26 protein-coding genes are annotated in these 23,318 nt (G+C 72.0%); 4 read left to right on the top strand and 22 right to left on the bottom strand.

Translation table 11 applies throughout. The features are described 5' to 3' along the window. Nucleotides 1-118: 118 nt before the first annotated feature. From EDD29_RS07315 to EDD29_RS07285, 7 genes are all read right to left on the bottom strand, one after another. Entirely contained in the window at nt 119-349 is a 231-nt protein-coding gene (locus tag EDD29_RS07315) for a hypothetical protein (protein WP_123663547.1), read from the bottom strand. A gap of 148 nt (nt 350-497) precedes the next feature. After that, a complete protein-coding gene (gene hisH, locus EDD29_RS07310) occupies nt 498-1,124 on the bottom strand; it encodes an imidazole glycerol phosphate synthase subunit HisH (RefSeq protein WP_211359592.1) in 627 nt (208 codons plus the stop codon). Between the two features lie 13 nt (nt 1,125-1,137). Then, complete coding sequence (locus EDD29_RS07305) at nt 1,138-1,350, bottom strand: hypothetical protein (RefSeq protein WP_123663543.1); 213 nt, start codon at nt 1,348-1,350, stop codon at nt 1,138-1,140. Continuing rightward, entirely contained in the window at nt 1,347-1,940 is a 594-nt protein-coding gene (hisB, locus tag EDD29_RS07300) for an imidazoleglycerol-phosphate dehydratase HisB (RefSeq protein WP_123663541.1), read from the bottom strand. The genes EDD29_RS07305 and hisB overlap by 4 nt, the downstream gene beginning before the upstream one ends. Then, complete coding sequence (locus EDD29_RS07295; RefSeq protein ID WP_123663539.1) at nt 1,937-3,034, bottom strand: histidinol-phosphate transaminase; 1,098 nt, start codon at nt 3,032-3,034, stop codon at nt 1,937-1,939. Before EDD29_RS07295 ends, hisB begins: the two co-directional genes overlap by 4 nt. Continuing rightward, nucleotides 3,031-4,338 carry a histidinol dehydrogenase gene (gene hisD, locus EDD29_RS07290; protein ID WP_123663537.1) on the bottom strand — a complete coding sequence of 436 codons (1,308 nt, stop codon included), beginning with the start codon at nt 4,336-4,338 and terminating at the stop codon, nt 3,031-3,033. The genes EDD29_RS07295 and hisD overlap by 4 nt, the downstream gene beginning before the upstream one ends. A gap of 82 nt (nt 4,339-4,420) precedes the next feature. Continuing rightward, entirely contained in the window at nt 4,421-5,104 is a 684-nt protein-coding gene (locus EDD29_RS07285) for a DUF6882 domain-containing protein (protein ID WP_211359591.1), read from the bottom strand. 111 nt (nt 5,105-5,215) lie between these two features. On the opposite strand from EDD29_RS07285, the gene EDD29_RS07280 reads away from it, so the two are divergent. Continuing rightward, entirely contained in the window at nt 5,216-5,812 is a 597-nt protein-coding gene (locus EDD29_RS07280) for a hypothetical protein (protein ID WP_246052564.1), read from the top strand. Here EDD29_RS07280 and ybaK read toward each other — a convergent pair. Both ybaK and EDD29_RS07270 read right to left on the bottom strand, forming a co-directional pair. Next, nucleotides 5,696-6,184: a Cys-tRNA(Pro) deacylase gene (gene ybaK, locus EDD29_RS07275; protein WP_123663535.1), complete on the bottom strand. Its 489-nt coding sequence runs from the start codon at nt 6,182-6,184 to the stop codon at nt 5,696-5,698. The genes EDD29_RS07280 and ybaK overlap by 117 nt on opposite strands. Before the next feature lie 11 nt (nt 6,185-6,195). Then, nucleotides 6,196-6,435: a chorismate mutase gene (locus EDD29_RS07270; RefSeq protein WP_342774403.1), complete on the bottom strand. Its 240-nt coding sequence runs from the start codon at nt 6,433-6,435 to the stop codon at nt 6,196-6,198. Between the two features lie 92 nt (nt 6,436-6,527). On the opposite strand from EDD29_RS07270, the gene EDD29_RS07265 reads away from it, so the two are divergent. After that, the gene (locus EDD29_RS07265; RefSeq protein WP_123663531.1) at nt 6,528-7,049 is read left to right on the top strand and encodes a DUF1269 domain-containing protein; all 522 of its coding nucleotides are present in this window, start codon (nt 6,528-6,530) and stop codon (nt 7,047-7,049) included. A 5-nt stretch (nt 7,050-7,054) separates the two neighbouring features. On the opposite strand, the gene EDD29_RS07260 is transcribed toward EDD29_RS07265, so the two are convergent. The 4 genes from EDD29_RS07260 to EDD29_RS07245 form a co-directional block, all read right to left on the bottom strand. Then, nucleotides 7,055-7,570 (bottom strand): GNAT family N-acetyltransferase, encoded by a 516-nt coding sequence (locus EDD29_RS07260; protein ID WP_425454954.1) that lies wholly within the window; start codon nt 7,568-7,570, stop codon nt 7,055-7,057. After that, nucleotides 7,570-8,499, bottom strand: coding sequence for an RluA family pseudouridine synthase (locus EDD29_RS07255; protein ID WP_123663529.1), 930 nt, complete (start codon nt 8,497-8,499; stop codon nt 7,570-7,572). Before EDD29_RS07255 ends, EDD29_RS07260 begins: the two co-directional genes overlap by 1 nt. Further along, nucleotides 8,496-9,086 carry a signal peptidase II gene (gene lspA, locus EDD29_RS07250; protein WP_281281018.1) on the bottom strand — a complete coding sequence of 197 codons (591 nt, stop codon included), beginning with the start codon at nt 9,084-9,086 and terminating at the stop codon, nt 8,496-8,498. Before lspA ends, EDD29_RS07255 begins: the two co-directional genes overlap by 4 nt. 77 nt (nt 9,087-9,163) lie before the next feature. Further along, entirely contained in the window at nt 9,164-9,541 is a 378-nt protein-coding gene (locus tag EDD29_RS07245) for a TraR/DksA family transcriptional regulator (protein WP_246053373.1), read from the bottom strand. Between the two features lie 714 nt (nt 9,542-10,255). Between EDD29_RS07245 and ileS the strand changes: the two genes are divergently transcribed. Further along, on the top strand, nt 10,256-13,402 hold the full coding sequence (gene ileS, locus EDD29_RS07240) for an isoleucine--tRNA ligase (RefSeq protein ID WP_246052560.1): 3,147 nt from the start codon (nt 10,256-10,258) through the stop codon (nt 13,400-13,402). A gap of 97 nt (nt 13,403-13,499) precedes the next feature. Beyond that, a complete protein-coding gene (locus EDD29_RS07235) occupies nt 13,500-14,120 on the top strand; it encodes a DUF1707 SHOCT-like domain-containing protein (protein ID WP_123670331.1) in 621 nt (206 codons plus the stop codon). A gap of 86 nt (nt 14,121-14,206) precedes the next feature. Here the strand turns inward: EDD29_RS07235 and EDD29_RS07230 are convergent, their stop codons facing one another. The 9 genes from EDD29_RS07230 to murG form a co-directional block, all read right to left on the bottom strand. After that, nucleotides 14,207-15,637 (bottom strand): hypothetical protein, encoded by a 1,431-nt coding sequence (locus EDD29_RS07230; RefSeq protein WP_123663523.1) that lies wholly within the window; start codon nt 15,635-15,637, stop codon nt 14,207-14,209. 220 nt (nt 15,638-15,857) lie between these two features. After that, on the bottom strand, nt 15,858-16,745 hold the full coding sequence (locus EDD29_RS07225) for a DivIVA domain-containing protein (RefSeq protein ID WP_123663520.1): 888 nt from the start codon (nt 16,743-16,745) through the stop codon (nt 15,858-15,860). Between the two features lie 71 nt (nt 16,746-16,816). After that, nucleotides 16,817-17,095 carry a YggT family protein gene (locus EDD29_RS07220; protein ID WP_342774402.1) on the bottom strand — a complete coding sequence of 93 codons (279 nt, stop codon included), beginning with the start codon at nt 17,093-17,095 and terminating at the stop codon, nt 16,817-16,819. A 48-nt stretch (nt 17,096-17,143) separates the two neighbouring features. Continuing rightward, on the bottom strand, nt 17,144-17,638 hold the full coding sequence (locus EDD29_RS07215; protein ID WP_123663518.1) for a cell division protein SepF: 495 nt from the start codon (nt 17,636-17,638) through the stop codon (nt 17,144-17,146). A gap of 84 nt (nt 17,639-17,722) precedes the next feature. Next, nucleotides 17,723-18,424, bottom strand: a complete 702-nt coding sequence (locus EDD29_RS07210) for a YggS family pyridoxal phosphate-dependent enzyme (RefSeq protein ID WP_123663516.1) — start codon at nt 18,422-18,424, stop codon at nt 17,723-17,725. Nucleotides 18,425-18,444: 20 nt separating this feature from the next. Then, entirely contained in the window at nt 18,445-19,728 is a 1,284-nt protein-coding gene (ftsZ, locus tag EDD29_RS07205; protein WP_123663514.1) for a cell division protein FtsZ, read from the bottom strand. A 208-nt stretch (nt 19,729-19,936) separates the two neighbouring features. Then, entirely contained in the window at nt 19,937-20,686 is a 750-nt protein-coding gene (locus tag EDD29_RS07200; RefSeq protein ID WP_123663512.1) for a cell division protein FtsQ/DivIB, read from the bottom strand. 74 nt (nt 20,687-20,760) lie between these two features. After that, nucleotides 20,761-22,149 (bottom strand): UDP-N-acetylmuramate--L-alanine ligase, encoded by a 1,389-nt coding sequence (gene murC, locus EDD29_RS07195; RefSeq protein ID WP_123663510.1) that lies wholly within the window; start codon nt 22,147-22,149, stop codon nt 20,761-20,763. A gap of 62 nt (nt 22,150-22,211) precedes the next feature. Next, complete coding sequence (gene murG / locus EDD29_RS07190; RefSeq protein WP_123663508.1) at nt 22,212-23,300, bottom strand: undecaprenyldiphospho-muramoylpentapeptide beta-N-acetylglucosaminyltransferase; 1,089 nt, start codon at nt 23,298-23,300, stop codon at nt 22,212-22,214. Nucleotides 23,301-23,318 lie beyond the last annotated feature (18 nt).

Here is a 23,318-nt window from a genome sequence, read left to right as displayed (position 1 = left end):
TCTCGGCCGGGGCCGGAGATCCGGGATGTCTGCGGCGCCAGTTGCTCACCGCGCCGCGCCGCACGCCGCAGCGGCGGGCGATCTCGGCCATCGTGACCAGATCCGCCACAGCGCCTCCTCAGAACCTCGGCGCGGTGAGGCCCGCGCAGACGTCGTCCTTGCGCGACAGGACCTCCGCGACCCGCGTGACCGCGGCCACGTGGTCGGCCAGATCGATCGACAGGTACCGCGGCATCCGGCGGATCTTCTCGTGGTCGGCGGCGAGGTCACGGTCGTGGACGGGCTCGTGACGCATGATCCGGTTGCGCAGGCAGACGAGGGAGAGCAGCCCGTCCCTCTGCTTCGGCATGCCGCCCGGGGCACGGTCGTTTCCGCCCCTGTGCCAACCGCATCGGAAATGCTCAAGAGGTGTCGACACTCCGGCGTGCCGCGGCCGGCGCGTACATGCACGATGCTCCGGCCAGGCGGCCGGAGCATCGTGCATGTACGGGCGCGCGCTACACGGTGGTGAGCCAGTTGGTGAGGAGGGTGGCGCCGGCGTCGCCGGACTTCTCCGGGTGGAACTGGGCGGCGGAGAGGGGGCCGTTCTCGGCGGCGGCGACGAAGGGTTCGCCGTGTTCGGCCCAGGTGACGATGGGAGGGGCCATGCGCTCGGGGTGGAGTTCCCATTTGCGGACGGCGTAGGAGTGCACGAAGTAGAAGCGGGTGTCGGGGTCGAGGCCGCGGAAGAGGACGGAGTCCGACGGGGCCTGGACGGTGTTCCAGCCCATGTGCGGGATGACCGGGGCGTGCAGGCGCTCGACGGTGCCGGGCCACTCGTTGCAGCCCTCGGTGGTGATGCCGTGCTCGACGCCCTCGGCGAAGAGGATCTGCATGCCGACGCAGATGCCGAGGACCGGGCGGCCCCCGGCCAGGCGGCGGCCGATGATCTGCTCGCCGCGGACCGACTTGAGGCCCGCCATGCAGGCGGCGAACGCGCCGACGCCCGGGACGACCAGGCCGTCGGCGTTCAGCGCGGTGTCGAAGTCCGACGTGACGGTGACCTCGGCGCCGACCCTGGCCACCGCGCGTTCGGCCGAGCGCAGGTTCCCCGACCCGTAGTCGAGGATGACGATGTTCTTCATTCCCATCCCTCCCTCACAGCCTGCCCATCGCGGCGAGGACCGACAGCACGGTCAGCACCGCGAGGATCACCGCCGCGACCTTGAGTCCCTGCCTGATGAAGCTGTACACGCCGGAGGCGAGGAACAGCGCGACCGCGAACAGCAGCATCGCCGTCCACGGCACCGAGATCCCGAAGAGGCCGACCGTCCCCTCCTCGGCGAGCACCCCGGCGGCGAACCCGGTCACAGGGCTCCCTTGGTGGACGGGATGCCGTGCACCCGCGGGTCGAGTTCGCTCGCGTAGCGCAGCGCCCGCGCCAGGGCCTTGAACTGGGCCTCGACGATGTGGTGGGCGTTGCGGCCGTACGGCACGTGGACGTGCAGGGCGATCTCGGCGTTGGCCACGAACGACTCGAAGATGTGCCGGGTGAGCGTGGTGTCGTACTCGGGGCCGATCATCGGCGCCATGTTCTCCGGCTCGGAGTGCACGAGGTACGGGCGGCCGGAGAGGTCCACGGTGACCTGGGCGAGTGACTCGTCCAGCGGGATCGAGGCGTCGGCGAACCGGCGGATCCCGCGCTTGTCGCCGAGCGCCTGCTTGAACGCCTGGCCGAGCGCGATCGCGGTGTCCTCGATCGTGTGGTGGCTGTCGATGTGCAGGTCGCCCTCGGTGCGGACGGTCAGGTCGAACGAGCCGTGCTTGCCGAGCTGGGCGAGCATGTGATCGTAGAAGCCCACACCGGTGGCGACCTCGACCTCCCCCGTGCCGTCAAGGTCGATCTCGACGAAGACCTTGGTCTCCTTGGTGGCCCGCTCGACGCGGCCGATCCTGCTCACTGTGTCTCCTTGAGGGATTCCTGCAGGGCGGCGCGGAAGGCCGCCATCTCCTCGGGCGTCCCGACGGACACCCGCAGCCAGCGCGGCGGGCCGACGGCCCGGATGAGGACGCCGCGGTCCAGCATGCGCTGCCACAGCGCGTCCCGGTCGGCGAACTCCCCGAACAGCACGAAGTTGGCGTCGGAGTCGGCGACCTCGAGCCCTTCGCCGCGCAGCCAGTCCACCACCGCGTCGCGCTCCGTCCGCAGCTGCTCGACGTAGCCGAGCAGCTCGTCCCTGAAGGACAGCGCCGTCCGCGCGACGGCCTGGGTGACCGACGACAGGTGGTAGGGCAACCGGACCAGCAGCAGCGCGTCCAGCACCGCCGGGTCGGCGGCGAGGTAGCCGAGGCGCGCCCCGGCCAGCGCGAACGCCTTGGACATGGTCCGGGTGACGATCAGGCGCGGGTGGCCTTCGAGCAGCTCCAGCGCCGACGGGGTGCCCGCGCGGCGGAACTCCCCGTACGCCTCGTCCACGACGACCATGCCGGGCGCGACCTCGAGCACCGCCTCGATGGCGGCGAGGTCCAGCGACGTGCCGGTGGGGTTGTTCGGCGAGGTGAGGAAGACGATGTCCGGCCGGTGCTCCTGGACGGCGGCGACGGCCCGTTCGGCCTCCAGCCCGAAGTCCTCGGCCCGGTAGGCGTCGATCCAGCGGGTGTTGGACACCTTGGAGATCGTCGGGTGCATGGCGTACGACGGCTCGAAGCCCATCGCGGAGCGGCCGGGGCCGCCGAACGCCTGGACGATCTGCTGGATGATCTCGTTGGAGCCGTTGGCGGCCCACACCCGGGAGGCGTCCAGCGCGACGCCCGACTCGGCGCGCAGAAAGGCGGCGAGGTCGGCGCGCAGGGCGAGCGCGTCGCGGTCGGGGTAGCGGTTGAGCGTCCCCGCGGTCTCGGCGACGGCCTCGCCGAGCGCCTTCACCAGCGCCTCGGACGGCCCGTAGGGGTTCTCGTTGGTGTTGAGCTGCACGGGCACGTCGAGCTGCGGCGCGCCGTAGGCCTTCTCCGCGCGCAGGTCCTCGCGCAGCGGGAGGTCGGACAGAGACGTCATGAAGGGATCTCCCAGTCGAAGCGGGCCTTGAGCGCGGCGCCGTGCGCGGGCAGGTCCTCGGACTCCGCCAGCGTGACGACCCGGGCGGTGGCCTCGGCGAGCGCGGCGCGGTCGTACTCCACCACGTGGATGCCGCGCAGGAACGACTGGACGGACAGGCCGGAGGAGTGGCAGGCGCAGCCGCCGGTGGGCAGCACGTGGTTGGACCCGGCGAGGTAGTCGCCCAGGGACACCGGCGCGTACGGCCCGACGAAGACCGCCCCGGCGTTGCGGACGCGGGCGGCGACGGCCGCGGCGTCTGCGGTGTGGATCTCCAGGTGCTCGGCGGCGTAGGCGTTGACGACGGCGAGCCCGGCCTCCAGGTCGGAGACCAGCACGACCGCCGACTGGCGCCCGGACAGCGCCTCGCCGACCCGCTCGCGGTGCTTGGTGCGGGCGACCTGGACGGCGAGTTCGGCTTCGACGGCCTCGGCCAGCTCGACCGAGTCGGTGACCAGCACGGAGGCGGCGATGGTGTCGTGCTCGGCCTGGCTGATCAGGTCGGCGGCGACGTAGGACGCGTCGGCCGTGGCGTCGGCGAGGACCGCGATCTCGGTCGGCCCGGCCTCGGCGTCGATGCCGACGACGCCGCGCAGGTACCGCTTGGCGGCGGCGACCCAGATGGAGCCGGGGCCGGTGATCAGGTCGGCGCGGCGGCACTCCTCGGTGCCGTAGGCGAACATCGCCAGGCTCTGCGCGCCGCCGGCGGCGTAGACCTCGTCGACGCCCAGCAGCGCGCACGCGGCCAGGATGGTCGGGTGCGGCAGGCCGCCGTGGTCCTTCTGGGCGGGCGAGGTGACGGCCAGGGAGCCGACCCCGGCCTCCTGGGCGGGCACCACGTTCATGACCACGCTGGACGGGTAGACGGCCTTGCCGCCCGGGACGTAGAGCCCGACCCGGTCGACCGGGACCCAGCGCTCGGTGACGGTGCCGCCGGGCACCACGGTGGTGGTGACGTCCTTGCGGCGCTGCTCGCGGTGCACGATCCGGGTCCGCCGGATCGCCTCCTCCAGCGCGTCGCGGATGGCGGGGTCGAGGTTCTCCAGCGCCGCGGTGATCGCCTCGGCCGGGACCCGGGTGGTGCTCAGCTCCACCCCGTCGAACTGCGCGGTGTAGCGCAGGACCGCCTCGACCCCGTGATGCCGCACGTCCTCACAGATCGGCCGCACCTTTTCCAGGGCGGCCTCGACGTCGAAGTCGGCGCGGGGCAGCACGTCGCGCAGGTCGCCGGGGAGGGCGCCGCGCAGGTCGATTCGGGAAATCACAGAGCCAAGTCTACGGACAGCGACGCCGGGGTCGGGAATCGGTTTCAGGTGCTGAGACGCCGAGCGGGGCCGATGGGGCCGGTCAGACGCGGGCGGGGGTGGCCCAGTCGGCGAAGGCGGGCTCGCCGGAGAAGTCGGCGGAGGCGGTGCCGCCGCCGGGCAGCCGGGCCTCGGTGCGGGCGCCGGAGCGGCGGTGGGGCACGTGGTGGTGGGCCAGGAAGCGGGTGAGGGTCAGCTGGGGGTCGGCGGGGAAGAGCGAGACGGCCTTGCCGATCAGGGCGGGCACGGCGGCGGCGTCGAAGGCCGGGGGCGGGATCGCGGGGTCGTCGACGAGCAGGTAGGCCGAGCCCCCGTCGTAGCCCGCGCCTATGTAGCCCGACCCGCCGAGCACCCCGGCGGCCGCGACGGCGATCAGATGGCCCGCGTGGCCGCCCTCGAACCATGAGAGGTCGACCTCGGGGTCGGTGAACTCCGGCACGCCCAGGCGGGTGCCCAGCTCCCGGACGGCCATGGTCGGCACGACGGCGGGGTGGGCGGGGCCGAACTGGGCGTTGGCCCATCCCCACAACCAGGTACGCTCTCGTGAGGCGTAGCTGCCGAGGAGGTTCACCCTTACAGTGGTCTCCCCGCTGGTGTAGGTCCGGCCGTTGAGGTCGGCGCTCCAGTCGGCGCGGGGCAGTCGGGCCGCCAGGATCTCCTGCTGGGACAGGACGATGGCGGACAGCGCGGCACCGAGGCGTTCGAACGCCGAGCTGAATCCTGACATGTTCGGAACACTACCCGCGGCGGCCCGGTTTGTGTCCCCTTCCCGGAGGGACCCCTCGGTGGCGTTACGCTGCGAGAGATCAACTTTCCGGGACGTCAGGAGCGTGACTATTTGGCCCGGCAACTGCGCGTCTGGGCGACCCTGACCGGGACGCTGGCCCTGGTCGGCGTACCCGCCGGGCTGCTGTGGGTGTGGCTGGCCGTCCGGCCGGAGTACATCATCGTCTCGGGGAAGGCGCACCTCCTCGACCCCGAGACGCAGGACCTCATCGGCGCCGACGGCAGGTTCGCCGCGGTCTGCGCGGCCTTCGGCCTGGCGGCCGGGGCCCTCGCCTACTGGCGGGGCGGCAGGGGCCGCGACGTCGCCCTGGTCCTCGCGCTGGGCACGGGAGGCCTGCTCGGCTCGTTCGTCGCCTGGTGGCTCGGCCACCGGTTCGGCCTCGCCGCGTTCACCCGGGCGGTCGCCTCCGGGGCCGACGGCACTCGGGTCCTCGGCCCGCTCGACCTCCAGGCCAAGGGTGTCCTGACGCTCTGGCCGCTCGTCTCGGTGATCGCCTTCGGCGTCCTCGAGGCGCTGGACGTCGCCCGGCGGCTACCTGCGGCCGATGGCGGCCAGCCCGGCGCCGGTGAGGCGGACGAGGTCGGCGGGGGCGAGTTCGATCTGGAGGCCGCGCCGCCCGGCGGAGACGTAGACGGTCGGGAACGCTGACGCGCTGTCGTCGACCACGGTCGGGAGCCGCTTGCGCTGCCCGAGCGGGCTGATCCCGCCGACCACGTAGCCGGTGGCCCGCTCGGCATCGGCGGGCTCGGCCATCTGGGCCTTCTTGCCGCCGACGGCCGCGGCCAGCGCCTTCAGGTCGAGCTGGCCCGCCACGGGCACCACCCCGACCGTCAGCCTGCCGTCCACCTCGGCCAGGAGGGTCTTGAACAGCCGCTCGGGCGGGACGCCGAGCGCCTCGGCCGCGGCCTCGCCATAGGAGGCCGCGTGCTCGTCGACCTCGTAAGGGTGCAGGCTGTACTGGATCCCCGCCTTCGCCGCCGCGACGGTCGCCGGGGTGCCCTTGGATGCGCCTTTCGCCATGGGCCCTGAGCCTAGACGCCCGAGGCGTCGAGGCCGGCCTCGATGACCGCGTTCATGATCCGGGCCAGGTGCTCGCGGGAGAAGCTCGGCGCGAGCGGCAGCATCGCCTCGACGATCGCGGCCTCCCGGGCGGCGTCGCGCCCCCGGTGCCCGCCGACGGGCTTGATCCGCTGCACCTCGGCCGCGAGGGCGGCGCGGCGCTCCAGCAGCGCGGCGAGTTCCGCGTCCACCTGGTCGATGGCGGAACGCACCTCCGCCAATGTGGCGGTTTCTGAATCAATCGGGCGCATGATCCCATCGTAGTGAAGTTCCGGGAGAGTCCCGGACGGGAAGGGTGGGGATCATGGCAGACCAACCGCAGCAGAAACTCCTCGTGATCGGGTTCGACGACCCGCTCAAGGCGAGCGAGTTCATGCTCACCGCGGCCCGGATGCAGAAGCACGAGCAGCTCCAGGTGCACGACGCGGTCTTCATCGAGCGGGAACCCGACGGCAAGTCGATCGTCCGCGAGACCCGCGACGTCACCCCGGGGCGGGGCGCCCTGGGCGCGGGGATGTGGGGCCTGCTGCTGGGCACCCTGCTCGGCGGGCCGGTCGGCGGGCTCGTCGCGGGCGCGGCGAGCGCGGGCGGCGGCGCGCTGCTCGGCAAACTGATCGACACCGGGATCAAGGACGAGAAGATCGCCGAGCTGCGCGAGGCGGTCCCGCCGGGCAGCACCGCGCTCGCACTGCTGATCAGCCACCTGTCGGTCGCCGACCTCCAGCGCGAGCTGGCCCGCTTCCCCGGCGCGTCCCTGGTGGAGTCCGACCTCTACGACGCGGCGATCCACGCTGTGCGCGTCAGCCTGGGCGAGATCGAGGGCTGAGCCCCCTACAGCTCGCGCCTCATCCAGACGTGCGGGATGCCCGCCTCCATCTCCTCCGGACCGTACTCCCCTGGCCCGGTGCACGGGCACTTTGAGAACCCGGCTTCGCCGGGGCGCCCGTGCACCGGGCAGAACGCGGTGTAGCCGAGGCGGGCGTAGAACCCCGCGGCGTGGGTCTGAGCGTGCAGTTCGATCGCGCTCAGGCCGCGTGCGCGCGCGTGGTCCTCCACCGCCCGCACCAGCGCCGCGCCCAGGCCCGTGCCCCGGGCCGGCTCGCGCACCGCGAGGCGGCCGAGCACGCCGACGCCCTCGCGCACCCGCGTGAGCAGCCGGACCGTGCCGAGCGGGACGTCGCCGGAGCGTGCGACGAAGTGGTCGGCGACGTCGTCGAGGTCATCGACCTCGATCTCCTCGGGCACGCCCTGCTCGCCGACGAAGACCTCGAAGCGGACCTCGAAGGCGTCTCCGAGGCCCTCCGCGCCCTCCACGAGGACGATCTCCGGCTCCGGCGCCATCACCATCAGGACTCCGCCGCGACGACGTCCAGCGCCTTCTGGAGGTCGTCGGGGTAGGCGCTGGTGAACTCGACGTACTCGTCGGTCGCCGGGTGCATGAAGCCCAGCTTGACCGCGTGCAGCCACTGGCGCTGGACGCCCAGGCGCGCGGCGAGGGTCGGGTCCGCCCCGTAGAGCAGGTCGCCGACGCACGGGTGGCGCAGCGCCGACATGTGCACCCGGATCTGGTGGGTGCGGCCGGTCTCCAGGGTGATGTCCAGCAGGGACGCCGCCCGGAACGCCTCGATCGTGTCGTAGTGGGTGACCGAGGGCCTGCCGCCCGCGACCACCGCGAACCGCCCGTTGCCGGACGGGTGCCGGTCGATCGGCGCGTCCACGGTGCCCCGGAACGGGTCCGGGTGGCCCTGGACGAGGGCGTGGTAGCGCTTGGTCACCTCGCGGTCGTGGAAGGCGCGCTTGAGGCGCGAGTAGGCCCGCTCGCTCTTGGCCACCACCATGCAGCCGGTGGTGTTGGCGTCCAGCCGGTGCACGATCCCCTGGCGCTCGGCCGCGCCGCTCGTGGCGACGGTGTGGCCCGTGCCCAGCAGGCCGCCGATCACGGTCGGGCCGGTCCAGCCGGTGGTGGGGTGGGCCGCGACCCCGATGGGCTTGTTGACCACGATGATGTCGTCGTCCTCGTACACGATCGCCATGCCCGGCACGGGCTCGGCGATCGGCACGGGGGCGCTCGGCGGCGGCGGGAGCAGCACCTCCAGCCAGGCCCCGGCGGTCACCCGGTCGGACTTGGCGACCTCGCGGCCGTCGATCTGCACGTCGCCGGCCGCGATCACCTCGGCGGCGCGGCCGCGCGAGAGGCCGAACAGCCTGGCCAGCGCGGTGTCGACCCGTTCGCCCTCAAGGCCCTCGGGCACGTAGAGGGAGCGCTGATCGCTCATTCCTTCACCTCCGGCGCGGCGTCGGCCGGGGTCCTGTCGGCGGGTGCCGGGGCGTCCTCGACGGATTCGTCAGGGGCCTCCTCGGCGGCCTCCTCGCGTGACGCCTTGGTCTCGCGGGAGCCGTCCGGCTGGTAGCCGAGCCCGGCGAGGAGGACGGCGAAGGCGCCGCCGAAGAGGATGCAGGAGTCGGCGAGGTTGAACACCGGCCACCCGTCGAAGAACGGCCAGGCCGGCCACTCGATCCAGTCGACGACATGGCCGTGGAAGACGCCCGGCGCCCGGACCAGCCGGTCGATCAGGTTGCCGACCGCGCCGCCCAGCAGCAGGCCGAGCGTGATCGCCCACGGGGTGCTGCGCAGATCCTTGGCGTAGCGGATGATCGCCACGGCCACGCCGAGCGCGATGATCGTGAAGATCCAGGTCATCCCGGTGCCGATGGAGAAGGCCGCGCCCGCGTTGCGCACCACGCGCAGCGTGCTGATGCCGAGCGGCAGCTCGATCGGGCGCTGGCCCTCCAGCGTCGCCACGACCACGATCTTGGCGACCTGGTCGATCAGCACGGCCAGCAGTGCCACGCACCCGAACAGGACGATATGACGTCGGGGCCGGGACCCCGTCTGCGCATCGGAAATGGTCCCGGCTCCCTGAGAATCGTTGGCGTCGCTCAGCGACGCTCCTCGCGTTGTTTGCATGTCACACACAGAGTCGCCCGCGGGAAGGCCTGGAGGCGCGCTTTGCCGATCGCCTGCCCGCAGTTGTCACATACACCATAGGTGCCCGCGTCGATGCGCGCGATCGCGCGCTCGTTCTGCTCCAGCAGATCGCGGCAGTTGTTGGTCAGCGCGAGCTCGTGCTCCCGCTCGTAGGTCTTGGCGCCCGCGTCGGCCTGGTCGTCGCCCGCGCCCTCGCCGGAGTCGCCGTGTTCGGCGGCCTGGTTCTGCGCGGCCCTGATCTCCGCGGTGAACTCCTCGATCTCCGCGCTCAGCCTGGTCCTGACCTCGGCGAGCTCCTTGACCGTCCAGTGTTCCTCGCCCTCGCGCACGGGGAGCGCGTCGGCCTTGGCCGCCGCCTTCGCCTTCTCGGCTGCCGCCTTGTCGGCGGCGGGCTTGGACTGTGCCGACTTGTTCTTCACGCTCGCGGTTCCGGCCATCGCGGGCCCCCTCGCGTCGAGCTTCTCTTCGACGGGCAGTGCGGGAAGCATAGGTCTCCATTCGGCGGGACGGCAAACACCCGGGGGCGCTGCCGATCGGTCACCACCCGCATATGCCCCACGACGCGGTGTCAGGAACCGCGCAATTGGTCGATCTTTTCAGTGAGCTGGATCACATCACCGTCGATCTCGGCGACCTTTCCCCGACTGGTCGCGCCCGCCGGCGGCCGCACGCCCCGGGACCCGCCCGGATCACCGGCCGCACAGCCATCTTCCTCACCTTCCCTTGGGTGCTCCTTGACCGAAGACCCCGACGGCCGGAAACCGGGTCGAGCGCGATCACCGAGTGGCTCTACAATCGTGACAGTCGTCGGCAAGGCAGCGATGGGGCAATCACCCCGGAGCCGCCGGAAGAACGGCCCCGGGCCTTCACCCGAGGCCCAGTAGAACCGGCAGCCGGACTGAACGAAGTGGATCGCGCCCGAAGCGTCGGGCTCGGTCAAGAGGGGTGGTACCGCGGCCCGGCGAGCGCATCGCCCGAGGTCGTCCCTTCAAGACTCACCAGACTTCCGTCCCAGAAGTTCAGTCTTGAAAGGTGCGACCGCCGTGTCCTTCCGGCCCCTGCCCGCCCAGGTGGATCTGCCCGCCCTCGAACGCGACCTGCTGAGCCGCTGGCAGGACGAGAAGATCTTCCAGCGCTCCCTCGACCGCAACGCCGACGGCCCCCGCTGGGTCTTCTACGAGGGCCCGCCCACCGCCAACGGCATGCCCGGCGTGCACCACGTCGAGGCCCGCGTCTTCAAGGACGTCTTCCCGCGCTTCAAGACCATGCAGGGCTTCAACGTGCCCCGCAAGGCCGGCTGGGACTGCCACGGCCTGCCCGTCGAGGTGGCCGTCGAGAAGGAGCTGGGCCTGTCCGGCAAGCCCCAGATCGAGGCCTACGGCATCGCCGAGTTCAACGAGCGCTGCCGCGCCTCGGTCATGCGGCACACCGACGCGTTCGAAGAGATGACCGAGCGCATGGGCTACTGGACGGACCTGGCGAACGCCTACCGGACCATGGACCCTGCCTACGTCGAGTCGGTCTGGTGGTCGCTCAAGGTCATCTGGGACAAGGGCCTGCTCTTCCAGGACCACCGGATCACCCCGTACTGCCCGCGCTGCGGCACCGGCCTGTCCGACCACGAGCTGGGCCAGCCCGGCGGCTACGAGACGGTCTCCTCCCCCTCGGTCTACGTGCGGATGCCCGTCACGTCCGGCCGCTTCGAGGGCGCCGACCTGCTCATCTGGACCACCACGCCCTGGACCCTGGTGTCCAACACCGCGGTCGCCGTGCACCCGGACGTCACCTACGTGGTGGCGGTCAAGGACGGCGAGAAGCCGGTGATCGTCGCCGAGCCCCTGCTGGAGAGCGCGCTCGGCGAGGGCTGGACCGCCCGCGAGTCCTTCTCCGGCACCGAGCTGGAGCGCACCCCGTACTCCCGGCCGTTCGAGCTGGTCGAGATCCCGGGCGCCCACTTCGTCCTGCTGGCCGACTACGTCACCGTCGAGGACGGCACCGGCCTCGTCCACCAGGCCCCGGCCTTCGGCGCCGACGACCTCCAGACCTGCAAGCGCTACGGCCTGCCCGTGGTCAACCCGATCGGCCCCGACGGACGCTTCGCCGAGGACGTCCCGATGGTCGGCGGCGTCCTGTTCAAGGAGGCCGACGAGCGCCTCACCGAGGACCTGCGCGAGCGCGGCCTGCTGTTCCGCGGCAGCCACTTCGAGCACAGCTACCCGCACTGCTGGCGCTGCCACTCCGCGCTGCTGTACTACGCGCTGCCCGCCTGGTACATCCGCACCACCGCGGTCAAGGACGCGCTGCTCCGCGAGAACGCCGGGACGAACTGGTTCCCCGAGACGATCAAGGAGGGCCGGTACGGCGAGTGGCTGCGCAACAACGTCGACTGGTCCCTGTCGCGCTCGCGGTACTGGGGCACGCCCCTGCCGCTGTGGATCTGCCCGGACGAGCACGTCACCTGCGTCGGCTCGCTGAAGGAGCTGTCGGAGCTGGCCGGCGAGGACCACTCCGAGCTCGACCCGCACCGCCCGTTCGTCGACGACGTCACCTTCGGCTGCCCGGTCTGCGCGCAGACCGCCAAGCGCGTCCCCGACGTCATCGACGCCTGGTACGACTCGGGCTCCATGCCGTTCGCCCAGCACGGCGCGCCGTACACCGACCTGCCCGAGTTCGAGGCCAACTACCCGGCCCAGTTCATCTGCGAGGCCACCGACCAGACCCGCGGCTGGTTCTACTCGCTGATGGCCGTCGGCACCCTGGTGTTCGACAAGTCCTCGTACGAGAACGTCCTGTGCCTCGGCCTGATCCTCGCCGAGGACGGCCGGAAGATGTCCAAGCACCTCGGCAACGTCCTCCAGCCGCTCCCCCTCATGGAGCAGCACGGCGCCGACGCGCTGCGCTGGTTCATGGCCTGCTCCGGCTCCCCGTGGGCGGCCCGGCGCGTCGGCCACGCCGCCCTTGAGGAGATCGTCCGGAAGGTCCTGCTGACCTACTGGAACACCGCGTCGTTCTTCGTCCTGTACGCCAACGCCGCGGCGGCCCAGGACGGCGCCTGGACCCCGGCGCGACTCGCCGAGGCGCCCGCCCCGGCCGACCGGCCGCTGCTGGACCGCTGGGCGCTCGCCGAACTCCACCGCACGACGGCTGAGGTCACCGCCGCCCTTGAGGTGTTCGACACCCAGGCCGCGGGCCGGCGCCTGACCGAGTTCGTCGACGACCTGTCCAACTGGTACGTCCGGCGCTCCCGCCGCCGCTTCTGGGAGGGCCCGACCACCCCGGAGAACCACTCGGCCTTCGCGACCCTGTACGAGTGCCTGGAGACCCTCACCCGGCTCATGGCCCCGCTCGTCCCGTTCCTCACCGACCACGTCTGGGACGTGCTCAAGCCCGAGGGCGCGCCGGAGTCCGTCCACCTGGCGGACTGGCCGACGGCCGACCCCGCGCTCGTCGACACCGCGCTCACCGCCCAGATGGCGCTCGTCCGCCGGCTGGTCGACCTCGGGCGGGCGGCGCGCACGTCCTCCGCGGTCCGCATCCGCCAGCCGCTCGGCCGCGCCCTCGTCGGCGCGCCGGGCTGGGCGGGGCTGCCCGAGGCGCTGCGCGCGCAGATCGCCGAGGAGCTGAACGTCGGCGCGTTCGAGGACCTGTCGTCGATCGGCGGCGACCTCGTCGAGTACGAGGTGAAGCCGAACTTCCGCGAGCTGGGCAAGCGGTACGGCAAGCAGACCCCGCTGGTCGCCAAGGCGGTCACCGCGGCCGACCCGGTCGAGCTCGTCGCGGACGTGCGCGCGGGCGCCCACACCTTCGAGGTGCCCCAGGTCGGCACGGTCGAGCTGGGCGCCGGCGACGTCATCGTCACCGAGCGGCCCCGCTCCGGCTGGGCCGTGGAGTCCGCGGGCGGCGAGACCCTCGCCCTCGACCTGGAGATCACCCCCGCGCTGCGCCTGGCGGGCCTCGCCCGCGAGGCCGTCCGGATGATCCAGGACGCCCGCAAGCAGTCCGGCCTCGAGGTCACCGACCGCATCCGGCTGGTCTGGACCGCGACCGACGGCGACATGGCCGCGGCGCTGCGCGCGCACGGTGCCGAGGTCGCCGGAGAGGTCCTCGCCGACGCCCTCACCGAGGGCGCCGCCGAACCCACCCACACCGACGCCGACCTGGGTCTGGCGTTCGCCCTGAGCCGGGTGTGACGCATCGGGGTGGACCCTTAGGGGTCCACCCCGACATTCCCCGCATCTCGCCCGAGAACCCTGGGGAGACCCTTCCGCCTAGGCCATAGTGGAAGGCGTGGAACTCGAAAAGAAGCCCGACCTTCGCGCCTCCGACGCCGACCGGGACGAGGTCGCGGCGCTCCTCGGCACGGCCATGGCCGAAGGCCGCCTCAGCCCCGAGGAGCACTCCGAGCGCCTCGAGCTGCTGTACGCCGCCAAGACCTACGCAGAGCTCGCCCCCCTCACCGCCGACCTCCCCCAGGACTCCGCGCGGCCCCGGGTCTCGCTGCGCAAGGACGACGCCGAGCTTCCCCCGCCGTCAAGGCCGTCCAGCACGATCACCTGCGTGCTGAGCGGCGTGGAGCGCAAGGGCCGCTGGCTCGTCGAACCGGTCACGACGGTCAACTGCGTGCTGGGCGGGGTCGAACTCGACTTCCGGAACGCGGTGCTCACCCAGCGCGAGGTCGTCGTCAACGTCAGCTGCCTCCTGGGCGGCGTCGAGGTGACCGTGCCGCCGGGCGTCCGGGTGGAGGTCGACACCACGGCCGTCCTCGGCGGCGCGGGCGACCCGAAGAACGACACCCTCGACCCGAACGCGCCGGTCATCCGCTTCACCGGCTTCGTCCTGCTCGGCGGCCTCGACTTCAAGCGCAAGCCCCCCAAGGGCAAGGGCCGCTGGAAGGACCTCCTGGGCTGATCCCCGGGCCCCGCCGAGCCCCGGGCGGAAAGACGACAGCACCCCGCGCCCATCGGGCACGGGGTGCTTCGCTGCTCGGCTGCGGATCAGACCGCGGGCTCCTTGTCGGGCTGGCAGACCAGGCAGGGGGTGCAGCCCCGGTCCTTGGCCTCGCCGCGCGGCAGGGACTCCAGATCCTCGTCGTCCTCGCCGATGTCCTCGATGAGGGCGCACTCGGGCCGGTGGTAGCGCTTGGTGCCGGACAGGATCCGCACGAGCGGGCCCTCGGCGGCCGACTCCGCCACGTCGTCCCCGGCCTCGTCGTGCTCCTCGGCCTCGACGGCCAGGGCGTCGTCGGACTCCCGGGACTCCGGCACGCTCACCAGGGGCCCGGCCTCGGCGGCCACCTCGGCCGCGGGCGCGGGCACGATCGGCAGCGGCGCGGAAGGCTCCTCCGGCTCCGGCTCCGGCTCCTCGTCGATGACCTTGACCTGACCGGTCCTGGCGACGGGCTCGGCGGCGACGGGCTCGACCACCCGCTTCCAGTGGCCGTCGCCCTCCTCGGCGGGCTCCGGCTCGGACTCGGCGGGGTGGTCCTGAATCGGGAAGTCCTTGTCGAGCGGGCTCGGCGGGAACGGCGTGGGCACCCAGTCCGTCACGGTGTCCTCCACCGGCGACAGCGACGGGGCGGGCAGCGGCGCGGGCGCCGGGTCGACGGGGGTGCTCCACCGGTCGACGGGCTCGGGCCGCTCGGGCCGCTCGAACCTGTCGGCACCGCCGAACGAGGTCTCGCCGCGGTAGGCGGAGGTGTCGCTGGTGTAGGAGATCTCGCCGTACGGCGAGTCGCTGCCGTAAGGCGCGTCGCCGCCGAACGGGGCGTCGGCGTACGGCGCCGCGGAGAACTCCGTGCGCCGGGTGTCGGCGATGGTCGGGAACGGCTCGGCTCCCGGACGCGGGGCGTCCGACCCGGTGGCGCCCGACGGCTCACCGTCGAGGCCGGAGGACGCACCGTCCTCATCCGCCGGACCCGCAATGGCGCGCGCCGCCAGTGCGGTGTCCGGCAGACAGGCGGTGCAGGGGCTGAACCCCTCCTCCTGCGCCTCGACGTAGGTGAGCTCCTCGGTCTGGCGGCCGGCGAGCTGCCGGCAGCTGTCGAGGTGGTAGCGCTTGCGGCCGGGCACCACGTGCACGATCGCGTCCTCGGGGACCTGACCCGACGGCATCGGGAAGGCGACCGGTGTCGCCTCCTCGCGCTCGGCGGGCTCCTCCTCGACCGTCCGGGCTGCGGCCTGTCGGGCGGCCCGGCCCGGCTGGCGGGACTTGGGCGCCGCGGCGCGGGCCGGCGCGGTGCCGAACAGCTCCTTGCGGCGCAGGAAGACCCCTATGGCCAGGCAGAGGAACGACACGATGCTGACGGCTATCGAGATGTACATCAACTGCAGCCCGTGCAGTCCTACGACCGCCTCGTCCTGCACGACTATCCCCGCCACCAGCAGCGCGATCGCACCGATCACGAGCAGGCCACTCAGGATGATCACTAGGTCTCCCTAACTCCCCGGTTCCCGGTCTCGCGGCGGTGCCTCGCGGCCGGTGCGGACGCCTCAACGGGCGGGACCACCGCCGTGGGCAGCACCCTATCGCCTGACGACCGTGTCACAGGTCAGGCGATGACATGCCGTGTCTGCGGAAGGCCATAGCGCCCACCGCAGGACACGTCCGTCCCCTCGCGCGAAACCGGCTCATCCCGCCGGCGACGGGTCAGCGTCGGTCCTGCGGAGGCTCGCCCACGTGGAACGCACCCGTCGCGCCGCCGTGCTGGGCGGGCTCGGACGGGGGCGGGAACGGAGTCGGGCCGGTGACGACGGGCGCGGACTGCGTGGCCCCCGCGTGCACGGGCACGGCGACGGGCTGCTGCGGTCCGGTCAGCGAAGGCTGGAACGTCTCGGCGCCGGCCTCGAGTTCACGCAGCTGACCCTCGAGGTAGGCCTTGAGGCGGCTGCGGTACTCGCGCTCGAAGGCGCGCAGGTCGTCCACGCGGCGCTCCAGCTCCTCACGCTGCTGCACGAGCGAGCCCATGACCTGGCGGTGCCGCTCCTGGGCGTCGCGGTCGAGCTGCTCGGCGCGGGACCGGGCCTCGGAAACGATCTGGTCGGCCTGGCGGCGCGCCTTGCCGAGAATGTCCTCCGCCTCGCGGCGGGCCCGGCCGAGGTGCTCGTCGGCTTCGCGGCGGGCGTCGGCGATCGCCTGGTCGGCGGTCTGCTGCGCCAGCGCGAGCACGCGCGCCGCGGTGTCCATGTTGTCCTCGGTGGAAGGCCGCGGGTTGATCTGCTCGGCGGCGTGCTGGGTGAGGCCCATGACCGGCTCGACCTGCTGCGGCTGCATCGGCGGCTGCTGCTGGAGCATCGGCTCGGGCATCTGCGGTGCCAGGTCGGGCTTGGGCTCCACGATGGGCGCGGCCATCGCGGGCACCTTGCCGCGCAGGCACTCGGCCAGCTTCGCGCGCAGCTCCTCGTTCTCCTGGATCAGCCTGTCGAGCTCTGCCTCGACCTCATCAAGGAAGGCGTCTACCTCTTCCTCGTCATAACCGGGCCGCAGCCTGGTCGTACTGAACTGCTTGTTCCGCACATCCGCGGGTGTCAGCGGCATGTTGGTCTCCTTGGCGCGCTTGGAGTCTGTCCACAGGACGGTATCCGATCAAAGCCCCACGGCGAAGACGATCATGTCGTCAGTGCACCGACCACCCTGATGAGGATCAAGACGATCAGGAACAGCACCATGAAACTCAGGTCGAGACTCACGTTACCCAATCGCAACGGTTTGAAGATACGCCTCAGCCGCACGAGGACCGGCTCGGTGATCGTCCAGATCGGTTCGGCGAACAGGAGGACGACTCCCTGGGGCCGCCAAGGCTGCTTAGACGTGCTCTCCGCGTACAACTTGAGGTAATCGAGGATCAACCTGCCGATCAAGACCAGCAGGAACAGATACAAGATCACCGTAAGAACGGCTCCAACGACTGTCACGGACACTCTCGCATGTGGCTGTCAGCTTTGGTTGAAGAATCCGCGTTCTGCCATCCGGGCCTTGTCTTCGGCGGTGACCTCAACATTGGCGGGGGACAGCAAGAACACCTTGTTAGTAACGCGCTCGATGCTCCCATGGAGCCCGAAGATGAGGCCGGCCGCGAAGTCGACGAGACGCTTGGCGTCGCTGTCGATCATCTCGGTGAGGTTCATGATCACCGGCGTGCCCTCACGGAAGTGCTCGCCGATGAGACGTGCCTCGTTGTACGTCCTCGGGTGAAGCGTAGTGATACGCGCCAAATCGGAGAGGGCGGGCTGGGTGCGCTCGCGCGGCGGAGCCGGGGGGTCGAGGGCGAGCTGCGCCGCGGCGTCCTCCTCGACCGGCTGCCTGCGGCGCGGGACGGCGGTCTCGGCCGCGGTCTCCGCCTCGTCGTAGTCCTCGTAATCGTCGTAGTCGTAGCGGTCGTCCTCGACGAGGCCGAGATAGACCGCCATCTTGCGCATCGCGCTGGCCATGGACCCCTCCGATCCGAAATCCCGTCCAGAGTGTCTGGTTTCGACCCTCTTGTCGGACGGCGTCCGCTACCTACAGGGCGGACATTACCCGACGATTGCCCGTCTGCCGCCGAGCAACGCCGTACCGATGCGGACGTGTGTCGCACCACAGGCGATCGCCTCGTCGAGGTCCCCGCTCATGCCCGCCGAGACGATCCGCGCCTCGGGATGATCCGCCCTGATCGCGGCGGCGAGTTCGGCGAGCCTGGCGAAGGCCGGACCCGGGTCCTCCCCCAGCGGCGCCACCGCCATGACCCCGCCCAGCTCCAGCCCGGGAGCCTGCGCGATCGCCTCGGCCAGCGCCGGAACGTCCTCGGCCCGAGCGCCCCCGCGCCCGTCGGCCTCCGGGGGATCGAGCGAGACCTGGACGAGGCAGCGCACCGGCTCCGGCCGCTCCACCGCCTCCGCCGACAGCGCCGTGACCAGCCTCGGCCGGTCCACGGAGTGGACGACCGAGGCGTACCGCAGCACCGACTTCACCTTGTTCGTCTGGAGCCTGCCGACGAAGTGCCAGGTGAGCGGAAGATCACGGCACTCGGCGGCCTTGGCGCCCGCCTCCTGGTCGCGGTTCTCCCCGACGTCGGTCACCCCGAGCCCGGCCAGCAGCCGGACGTCGGAGGCGGGCCTGGTCTTGGTCACCGCGATCAGCGTGATCTCGGCCGGGTCGCGCCCGGCCTTGTCGCACGCGAGCGCGATGCGCGCGCGGACGCCCTCCAAGGCGTCCGCGAGCTCATCTGCACGAGTCATGATCCTGTTTCGGGGAGGGGCTACTTCAGGAAGTCCGGCACGTCGATCTCTTCTTCGAACTCGACCGGGGGCGTGCGACGCCGGACCGGCTCGCCGCCGAGGAAACGGTCCATCCGGGTCACCGCGGGCGGCTCCGGCGCCGGCCGCGGCACCTTAGGGTGCGCCGCGTCCGACTCTTCGTCACCGGCGGCCTCGGCGACCGGCTCCGTCTCGGCGACGGGCTCGGGGGTCCGCTCCGCCGCGGGCGCCGAGGTGGGTTCCGGCACCGAAGCGGTGGATTTCGCCGCCGCCTCGGTGACCGTGGGCCGGGGAGGAGGCGGTGGCAGTTTCTTGGCCTCCGGTTCGGGTGCCGCCGGCTGGAGCTCGTCGAAGCCCGCCGCGATCACGGTGACCCGCACCTCGTCGCCCAGCGCGTCGTCGATGACCGCGCCGAAGATGATGTTGGCGTCGGACGCCGCGGCGTTGGACACGAGCTGCGCGGCCTCGTTGATCTCGAACAGGCCGAGATCCGACCCGCCGGAGATGCTCAGGAGGACGCCGTGGGCGCCGTCGATGCTGGCCTCCAGCAGCGGGCTGGAGATCGCCATCTCGGCCGCGGCCACCGAGCGGTCGTCGCCGCGGGCCGAGCCGATGCCCATGAGGGCGGAGCCCGCCCCGGACATGACCGACTTGACGTCGGCGAAGTCGAGGTTGATCAGGCCGGGGGTGGTGATGAGGTCGGTGATGCCCTGGACACCGGACAGGAGCACCTGGTCGGCCGCCTTGAAGGCGTCCAGGACGCTGACCTGCCGGTCGGAGATCGACAGCAGCCTGTCGTTCGGGATGACGATCAGGGTGTCGACCTCGTCGCGCAGGGTCTCTATCCCCGCCTCGGCCTGCATCGCGCGGCGCTTGCCCTCGAAGCTGAACGGCCGGGTGACCACACCGATGGTCAGCGCGCCGAGGGTGCGCGCTATGTTCGCGACGACGGGGGCGCCGCCGGTGCCGGTGCCGCCGCCCTCTCCCGCGGTGACGAAGACCATGTCGGCCCCCTTGAGGACCTCCTCGATCTCCTCGCGGTGGTCTTCGGCGGCCTTGCGGCCGACTTCGGGGTTGGCGCCCGCGCCGAGGCCGCGGGTCAGTTCGCGGCCGACGTCGAGCTTGACGTCGGCGTCGCTCATGAGCAGCGCCTGCGCGTCGGTGTTGATCGCGATGAACTCGACGCCCTTGAGCCCCTCTTCGATCATCCGGTTGACGGCATTGACACCGCCACCGCCGATGCCGACGACTTTGATGACCGCGAGGTAGTTCTGCGGTGCTGCCACGGTGAGGGGCCTTTCCGCTAGCTTGCTGTTCGGACTACTCGTACTACGGGGACTAACCTTTACCCTCTACTTGAGGCTTACAGTTATGTAAACCTGAGGGCTGCTAGGGACAGTAGGGCCGCCCCCCATCAGGGTCAACTAACCGCGCACCGAGGAATTCGGCGTGTCGTAGTGCGCGCCGCTCGCCCCGATTCGCGGGAATTACCGATCATCTGGTAGTGACCACTCCCGGGGCACTCACATCTATGGTCCGGGCCGCCTTTCCCGCTTTCGTGGAAAGCAGCGCCTCCAGCAACTTGATCTTCTCGGCGCCCCGCTCGGCCGCACCCCAGACCACGGCGACGCCCCCGTTCAGCCGCAGTACGACGTGTTCGGGACCCGGCACCTCGACCTCGGTCAGCCGGGCCCGCCACCCGTCCGGCAGATCGCGCAGCACCGCGAGGCCCGACCTGGTCGCCGGATCGCCCGCGCCGGGCGCCGCCACGACGAGTTCCGGCAGGTGGCCGGGCTTGCGCGGGCCGGTGAGAACTGTCACACCGAATCGATCGAGCTGCGCGTAGCCGCCCTCCCCCGCCACCACCGCCACCGGCACCCGTTCGACGACCCGGATCACCAGGGTCGTGGGCCACGCCCGCTCGGCCTTCACCGACTCCACCTCGCGCACCGCGGAGATCCGCCGCTCGACCGCGCCGGCGTCGAGCCGCGCCATCGGGGTGCCGACGGGGACCAGCGCCACGTCCAGCACCTGCTTGCGGCTGAGCAGCGACAGGCCCCGCACCTCCACGTCCCGCACGACCAGCAGCCGCGAGCCGAGGACGACCCAGACGGCCGCGCCGACGAGCCCCGCGAGCAGCAGGACGACGAACAGCACCTTCCAGCGGTCGCGGCCCTGCGGACGGGCGGGCTCGGCGGCCGGGGGCGCGGGACGGGTCCTGGCGGGCGGGGGCGTCTGGGGCATCTGACGATGATGGCGCGCCGGACGTGTCCCGTCCGTCCCCGACACGCCCGAATGGACGTGCCGGGGCGCGTCCCTCAGGCCAGCAGGCCGAGGATCGCGGGGCCGAGCGTGGTGACGTCGCCCGCGCCCGCGGTGATGACGACGTCGCCGGGCCGGGCGAGCGCGACGACCTCGGCGGCGGCGGTGGCGAAGTCGGGGAGGTAGTGCACCTCGGGCCCGGCCGGGACGGCGTCGGAGATGAGCCGTCCGGTCACGCCGGGCTCGGGGTCCTCCCGCGCGCCGTAGACGTCGAGCACCACGGCCACGTCGGTGGCGCCGAGCGCCGCGCCGAACTCGGCGGCGAAGAAGCGCGTGCGGCTGTACAGGTGGGGCTGGAAGACCGTGATGATCCGGGCCCGGCCCGTCTCGCCCACGTAGTCGCGGGTGGCCGACAGGTCGGCGGTCAGCTCGGTCGGGTGGTGCGCGTAGCTGTCGAAGACCTGGACGCCGCCGGCCTCGCCCTTCAGCTCCAGCCTCCGGCGGGCGCCTCCGAACTCCGCGAGGCCCTTGACGACGGCGTCGCGGTCGGCGCCGAGCGCGGTCGCGACCGCGATGACGGCCGCGGCGTTGAGCGCGTTGTGGCGGCCGGGGACGGACAGCGCGACCTCGCCGAGTCCCGGCACCTGGAAGGTCGAGCCGAGACCGCGCGGGGTGAAGGCGGTGACGCGGAGGTCCGCGTCCTCGGCCTCGCCGTAGGTGATCACCTTGGGGGCGGCCGCGGCGAGCTCCCGGACGACGGGGTCGTCGATCCCGGCGACGAGGACGCCGCCCGGCTCGATCCGCTCGATGAACCTGGCGAAGTTCGCCTTGACCTCGGCGAAGCCGCCGTAGTTGTCGAGGTGGTCGGCCTCGACGTTGGTGATCACCGCGACGCGCGGGGTGTACATGAGGAAGGAGCCGTCGCTCTCGTCGGCCTCGGCCGCGAACACGTCTCCGCCGCCCTCGTCGGCGCCGAGCCCGGTGGTGACCAGCTGGCCGCCGATGCAGTACGACGGGTCGAGCCCGGCGGCCTGAAGGGCGACGGTGAGCATGGAGGTGGTGGTCGTCTTGCCGTGGGTCCCGGCGACGGCGACGGCCCGCCTTCCGGCCATGAGCGAGGCGAGGGCGGCGGCCCGGTGCAGGACGCGCAGTCCCCGCGCGCGGGCCTCGACCAGCTCGGGGTTGGTCTCGCGGATCGCGGTGGAGACCACCACGGTGTCCGCGTCGCCCAGGTGGGCGGCGTCGTGGCCGACGTGGACCCGGGCGCCGAGGTCGCCGAGTTCGCGGAGGAGCTCGGAGTCCTTGGCGTCGCTGCCGGAGACGGCCATGCCGCGGGCCAGCATGATCCTGGCGATGCCGGACATGCCGGCGCCGCCGATCGCGATGAAGTGGACGCGGCCCAGCCGATCGGCGGGGACGACGTCGACGGGGCTGACCAGACTCAACGGCTTTCTACCTTCTGCATCTCTCGTGACCTGTGGGGCCTGGGCGTCGTTCGACCTGCCGCCTAGCGGCCGGCGCGGACGACCTCGAAGACCATCCGCGCGAGGGTCGCGTCCGCGTCGCGGCGGCCCATGGACGCGGCGGCCTCCGACATCTGGACGACCAGGTCGGCGTTCCGCAGGATCGGCAGCACGTGGTCGACGATCCACTGCGGGCTGAGCCGGCTGTCCTCGACCATGATCCCGCCGCCCGCGTTGACGATGGGCGCGGCGTTCAGGGCCTGCTCGCCGTTGCCGATGGGCAGCGGGACGTACGCGGCGGGCAGGCCGACGGCCGACAGCTCCGCGCAGGTCATCGCGCCGGACCGGCACATCGCGAGGTCCGCCGCGGCGTAGGCGAGGTCCATCCGGTCGCAGTACGGGATGGTGACGTACTGGGGCTCGCCGGGACGGCCGGGCTCGGCCTCCTCGGTGTTCTTCTTGCCGACGATGTGCAGCACCTGCACCCCGGCGGCGCGGAACGCGGGCGCGGCGGCGACCGCGGCCCGGTTGAGGGAGCGGGCCCCCTGGGAGCCCCCGAAGACCAGGAGGGTCGGCAGGTCGGCGTCGAGCCCGAAGTAGCTGCGGGCCTTGTCGCCGATCGCCAGCCGGTCGAGTTCGGCGATCTGGCGGCGGATCGGGATGCCGACGAACTGGGCGTTCGGCAGCGGGGTGTCGGGGTGGGAGACCGCGACGTGGTCGGTGAAGCGGGCGCCGAGCTTGTTGGCGATGCCCGGCTTGGGGTTCGCCTCGTGCACGACGATCGGGACGTGCCTGCGCCGGGCGGCCAGGTAGGCGGGGCTGGCGACGTAGCCGCCGAACCCGACCAGGACGTCGGCGCCGGTCCGGTCCAGCACCCCGGCCGCCGCGTTGATCGCGCTGTTGAGGCGGCCGGGGACGGCCAGCAGCTTCGGGGTGAGCGTGCGGGGCAGCGGCACCGGCGGGATGAGCGCCAGGTCGTAGCCGCGCTGCGGGACCAGGGTGGTCTCCAGGCCGCGCTCGGTGCCGAGGCAGGTCACCCGGGTGGACGGGTCCATTCTCCGGAGCGCGTCGGCGAGGGCGAGCGCAGGCTCGATGTGACCGGCGGTGCCGCCACCGGCGAGAACAACCCTCATGACGCGACGACCTTTCTG

The organism is Actinocorallia herbida (genome assembly GCF_003751225.1).
Lineage (GTDB): Bacteria > Actinomycetota > Actinomycetes > Streptosporangiales > Streptosporangiaceae > Actinocorallia > Actinocorallia herbida.
Note: the sequence above shows the minus strand (reverse complement) of the source record. Positions and strands in the feature narration are given on the sequence as shown.